Source organism: Aestuariivirga sp. (genome assembly GCF_044239095.1).
Classification (GTDB): Bacteria; Pseudomonadota; Alphaproteobacteria; order Rhizobiales; family Aestuariivirgaceae; genus Aestuariivirga.
In genome coordinates this window covers 1-5,088 of record NZ_JBIICB010000297.1, presented here as the reverse complement: position 1 = coordinate 5,088, position 5,088 = coordinate 1, and the positions used below count along the sequence as shown (strand labels likewise).

Genomic DNA, 5,088 nt, shown 5'->3' with positions numbered 1-5,088 from the left:
GCCGCCTTGGTGAGGGCGCGCTCCATGGCCGAGAGAAGCTGCGGGTCGGATGCATTGTTGGCGTATTCGAGCTGTGCTGCCACGAACTCCACGGGAACCTTGTCGTTCTTCAGGAGATACTCGAACATCGCGACACCATACTTCTGCCGCTCCACCCGGTCGTCGCTGACAAGGTCGATCATCGTCTTGAGATCATTCACGTTCTGCTGCCAGCGCGTGTAGTAGAGGCCCATGCCCGCGATGGTCAGCGGGATCATGATGCTGGCCGTCATCTGGAGGATGATGTCGCGCCAGGCGCGATTCGAATCAGACGCCATGTCGGTCGTTCCTTCCGGTCACAGCAAGCCTCTCACCAAGTGATTGCAGCAAAACCGTGACCGGCCTTCGGAACGGCCTACTACACCGTTTGCGGACGCATGTCCTTGGCGTCGATTCCGGCCACCGCCACCGGCTTCTTCATCGCGTCACGGCGGAAGGGCTCGCCCAGTTCCTGGTTGATCATGGCTTCGATGAGCGTTGTCTTCTTGTGCTTCATCTGGTCCTCGACGGCCTTGGCCAGCGCATCGCGCAGCTCATCCATGGTGCGGGCAACGACACCCTGCAGCCCGCAAGCCTTGGCAATTGCGGCATAGGACACCTGGGTATCGAGCTCGGTGCCAACGAAGTTGTCGTCATACCAGAGCGTCGAGTTGCGCTTTTCCGCACCCCACTGATAGTTGCGGAAGACCACCATGGTGATGGCCGGCCATTCCGGCCTGCCGATGGCGGTCAGCTCCGTGACCGCGATGCCGAAGGCGCCGTCACCGGCGAAGCCAACCACCGGCGTGTCAGGGCAGCCGATCTTGGCGCCGACAATCGAGGGAAGGCCATAGCCGCACGGTCCAAACAGGCCGGGCGCCAGGTATTTCCGGCCCTGCTCGAAACTGGGATAGGCATTGCCGATGGCACAGTTGTTGCCGATGTCGGAGGAGATGATCGCCTCCTTCGGCAGCGCCGCCTCGATGGCACGCCACGCCATGCGGGGGCTCATCCAGTCGGGCTTTGCCTTGCGGGCGCGCTCGTTCCAGCTCGTGCCCGGATCGTCGTCCTCGTGGTCCATGGAGGAGAGCTGCTGGGCCCAGCGCGACTTGGTCGTGCCGATCAGGTTCTTGCGTTCCTCGCGGCCCTGATCGCCCGCGGATGGCGCGAGCTTGGCGAGAATGCCCTCGGCCACCTTTTTCGCATCACCCACGATGCCGACTGCCACCTTCTTGGTCAGGCCGATGCGGTTGGGGTTAATGTCGACCTGGATGACCTTCGCCTCCTTCGGCCAATAGTCGAGGCCGTATCCGGGAAGCGTCGAGAACGGGTTGAGGCGGGTGCCGAGTGCCAGCACCACGTCCGCCTGCTTGATCAATTCCATCGCCGCCTTGGAGCCGTTGTAGCCCAGGGGGCCTGCAAACAGCGGGTGCGAACCGGGGAAGGCGTCATTGTGCTGGTAGCCCACGCAGACGGGCGCGGTGAGCCGTTCGGCCAGCGCCTTCGATGCCGGAATGCCGCCACCAATCACGACTCCCGCACCATTGAGGATCACCGGGAACTTGGCTTCGGAGAGAAGCTTAGCCGCGGCGGCGATCGCCTCCTCGCCCCCGCCCGGCAGTTCGAAGCCGACGGCGGCGGGAAGTTCGATATCGATCACCTGCGTCCAGTAATCGCGCGGCATGTTGATCTGGGCGGGCGCCGAGAGGCGCTTGGCGTTCATGATCACGCGGTTCAGCACTTCCGCCACGCGGGAGGGATCGCGCACTTCTTCCTGGTAGCAGACCATGTCCTTGTAGAGGGCCATCTGCTCCACTTCCTGGAATCCGCCCTGGCCGATGGTGCGGTTGGCGGCCTGCGGCGTCACCAGCAGCAGGGGCGTGTGGTTCCAGTAGGCGGTCTTCACGGGGGTGACGAAATTGGTGATGCCCGGTCCGTTCTGGGCGATCATCATGCTCATCTTGCCGGATGCACGGGTGTAGCCGTCGGCCATCATGCCGCCCGAACCCTCATGCGCGCAGTCCCAGAAGGTGATGCCGGCCTTGGGGAACAGGTCGGAGATTGGCATGAAGGCCGATCCGATGATGCCGAAGGCATGCTGGATGCCGTGCATCTGGAGAACCTTGACGAAAGCCTCTTCGGTGGTCATGCGCATGGTAGGTGTTCCTCACGAAGTCTGTTGCCGTCTGGCGTTGACCGGCTTCTAGCCCCAGGCGCGCGCTCCAGCCTAGAACCAGAGGGCCGGGACACCGCGGTCCACGTCCGGCGGTATCTACCGCATCACGAAAGGGTTGGCCAATGGCGCGTCGGAGGTGTTGATCCACACCGTCTTGGGGCGCGTGTAGTCATAGACCGCCTGCATGCCTGACTCCCGCCCATAGCCCGATTCCTTGTAGCCGCCGAAGGGTGCGATGGGCGATACGACGCGGTAGGTATTGACCCACACGATCCCCGCCCGGAGATGCCGCGACATGCGCATGGCGCGCGCCGTGTTGCGGGTGAAAACCCCCGCCGCCAGCCCGTGCCGCGTGTCGTTCGCCATGCGCAGCGCCTCATCCTCCGCCGTGAAGCGGAGAACGCTCAGCACAGGCCCGAACAGTTCGGTATCGAGGATGCGAAGCGACTGGGAGGGGCAGTCGATGATGGTCGGCTCGTAGTAAAAGCCACGGTTGAGACCGGCTGGACGGTTTCCCCCGGTGAGAAGCCTGCCGCCCTGCGCCTGCGCATGGGCAACCTCGGCCTCGATGCGGGCAAGCTGGCCTTCGGTGGCGAGCGGTCCCATCTGTGTTTCCTCCAGCAGCGGATCGCCGATGCGGATCGTCCTGGCACGCGCCACCATCATATCCAGGAAGCCATCGGCGATCGAATCGTGGAGGTAGAGGCGCGAGCCCGCGACACAACTCTGGCCGGTGGCGCCGAAGATGCCCGCGATTGCGCCGTTAACGGCGCTTTCGAGGTCGGCGTCCTCGAAGACGAGGAAGGGCGACTTGCCACCGAGTTCGAGCGAGACCTCGGCAAAGTTCTCCGCGGCGTTCCGCACGATCTGCCGTGCCGAACCCGGGCCGCCCGTAAAGCTGATACGCTGCACCAGCGGATGCGATGTGAGCACCCGCCCGCAAGGGTCGCCATGGCCCGTCACGATGTTGACGACTCCCGGCGGAAAGCCCGCCTCCTCGAACAGCCTGCCGAACGCCAGCATCGGGGCCGAAGCGTGCTCGGACGCCTTCAGCACCACCGTGTTGCCCGCAGCGAGTGCCGGGCCGAGCTTCACGGCCGACAGGAAGATCTGCGAGTTCCACGGCACAATCGCCGCGACGACCCCCAGAGGCTCGCGCAGCGTCATCGCCAGCATATCGGGCTTGTCGATGGGCAGCGTCTCGCCGTGGAGCTTGTCGGCGGCGCCGGCATAGAAATGATAGAACTCGGCGATGTATTTCGCCTGCCAGCGCGTTTCCTTCAGGATCTTGCCGGTGTCGACCGTCTCGATGCGCCCGAGCTCTTCCGACTTCGCGGCGAGCAGATCGGCCAGCCTGCGCAGCAGGCGGCCACGCTCACTTGGCAGCATGCGCTGCCAGGGGCCCTCGCTGAAGGCGCGGTGCGCGGCCTCGACCGCCCGGTTCACATCCTCCGCGGTCGCTTCCGGAATTTCGCACCAGGCCTCGCCGGTCGCGGGGTTCAGGCTCGTGAAGCTTTTCCCATCCCCGGCTTCGACCCATTTGCCGTCGATCAACATGCGATAGCGCTGCATTCCGCATCCCCTGCCCGGTATTGCCGAAACCCGCAGATACATGGTTTCGAGAATAGGGAACACTGCCGATGTGCTCTGGCGCCGTTGCGCCACGGGCGCTATCAGGGCGCATCACAGCAAGGGGCCCGGCGATGGACATCAAGATCAGGAAGCTCATCAACTTCGAGGAAGACCTGTGCTGGGAGGGCGAGCGCGAGGCGGTGCCGCCGCTGAAGCAATTCGCGGTCGCAGCCGTGGTGAAAAACCCATGGGCGGGACGCGGTTATGTCGATGACCTGAAGCCCGAGATCCGGGCCTTCGCCCCGGTGCTCGGCAAGCTCCTCACTGACCGGATCATCGCGCTGGCAGGCGGCGGCGACAGGATCGAGGCCTATGGCAAGGCGGCAATCGCGGGCCTCGGCTGCGAGCTGGAGCACGCTTCCGCCCTTATTCACACATTGCATTTCGGAAACTTCTACCGCGAGGCGGTGGGCGCCAAAAGCTACCTGGGGTTTACCAACACGCGCGGGCCGGCCAACACGCAGATCCAGATTCCGCTGATGGACAAGAACGACACCGGCAGGCGATCGCACTACCTGACCGTGCAGTTCTCCATTGCCGATGCTCCCGCGGACGATGAACTCGTCATTGCCCTCGGCGGCGCCACCGGCGGGAGGCCGCACCACCGGATCGGCGACCGCTACCAGGACTTGAGCGAGCTGGGCGCCGATGTTTCGAACCCAGCGAAGTTATAAGGCGGCAGCTATTGCCCCACCGCGCAGCCCGCCGTAGATGAATGGATGCACGGCAAACATGCCGCAAGGGAAAGGACTTCTCGATGAAGATGCAGTTTCGGGCCAGCATGATGGCCGCCGCAATCCTCGGCCTTGTACACGGCTCCGCCTGGGCGGGTACCTACGAGGATGGGATGGCTGCCTTCCGTGATGAGAATTATGGGCAGGCGCTTTCGCTCCTCCTGCCCTTCGCCAAGGAGGGCAAGGCCGAGGCCGCCTACCTGATCGGCGAGATGTATGGACCGAGAAGCTGGGGCCAGAAAGGCGAGAACCGCAACGGCGTCGAGCAGGACAATGCCCAGGCCATCTATTGGTGGGGCGAGGCCGCGAAGAATGGCCACTCCGAAGCACAGCTGAAGCTCGGCTGGTGGCTGGTCAAGGGCGGCGACGTCGTACAGAAGGACGAGGCCGCCGGCATGAATTGGCTGCTGATGGCGGCAAACCAGGGCGAACCCCAGGCACAGTATGAAGCGGGCATCGGCTACTGGAAGGGCCGCGGCGTGAAGGCAGACCCGATCGCCGCCTATATGTGGTTTGACCTCTGCTCCG

Annotated in this window: 5 protein-coding genes; 2 read left to right on the top strand and 3 right to left on the bottom strand. The window is 64.2% G+C overall.

From position 1 onward, the window contains the following. From ACILRA_RS19620 to ACILRA_RS19610, 3 genes are all read right to left on the bottom strand, one after another. Window positions 1–317 (bottom strand): hypothetical protein (locus tag ACILRA_RS19620; protein ID WP_395663743.1); only part of this gene is annotated, 317 nt, incomplete at its 3' end. 80 nt (window positions 318–397) lie between these two features. Then, complete coding sequence (xsc, locus tag ACILRA_RS19615; RefSeq protein ID WP_395663742.1) at window positions 398–2,173, bottom strand: sulfoacetaldehyde acetyltransferase; 1,776 nt, start codon at window positions 2,171–2,173, stop codon at window positions 398–400. 117 nt (window positions 2,174–2,290) lie between these two features. Continuing rightward, entirely contained in the window at window positions 2,291–3,766 is a 1,476-nt protein-coding gene (locus ACILRA_RS19610) for an aldehyde dehydrogenase (RefSeq protein ID WP_395663741.1), read from the bottom strand. A gap of 131 nt (window positions 3,767–3,897) precedes the next feature. Between ACILRA_RS19610 and ACILRA_RS19605 the strand changes: the two genes are divergently transcribed. Together ACILRA_RS19605 and ACILRA_RS19600 are read left to right on the top strand one after the other, a co-directional pair. After that, window positions 3,898–4,500, top strand: coding sequence for an amino acid synthesis family protein (locus ACILRA_RS19605; protein ID WP_395663740.1), 603 nt, complete (start codon window positions 3,898–3,900; stop codon window positions 4,498–4,500). An 83-nt stretch (window positions 4,501–4,583) separates the two neighbouring features. After that, window positions 4,584–5,088 (top strand): tetratricopeptide repeat protein (locus ACILRA_RS19600; RefSeq protein ID WP_395663739.1); only part of this gene is annotated, 505 nt, incomplete at its 3' end.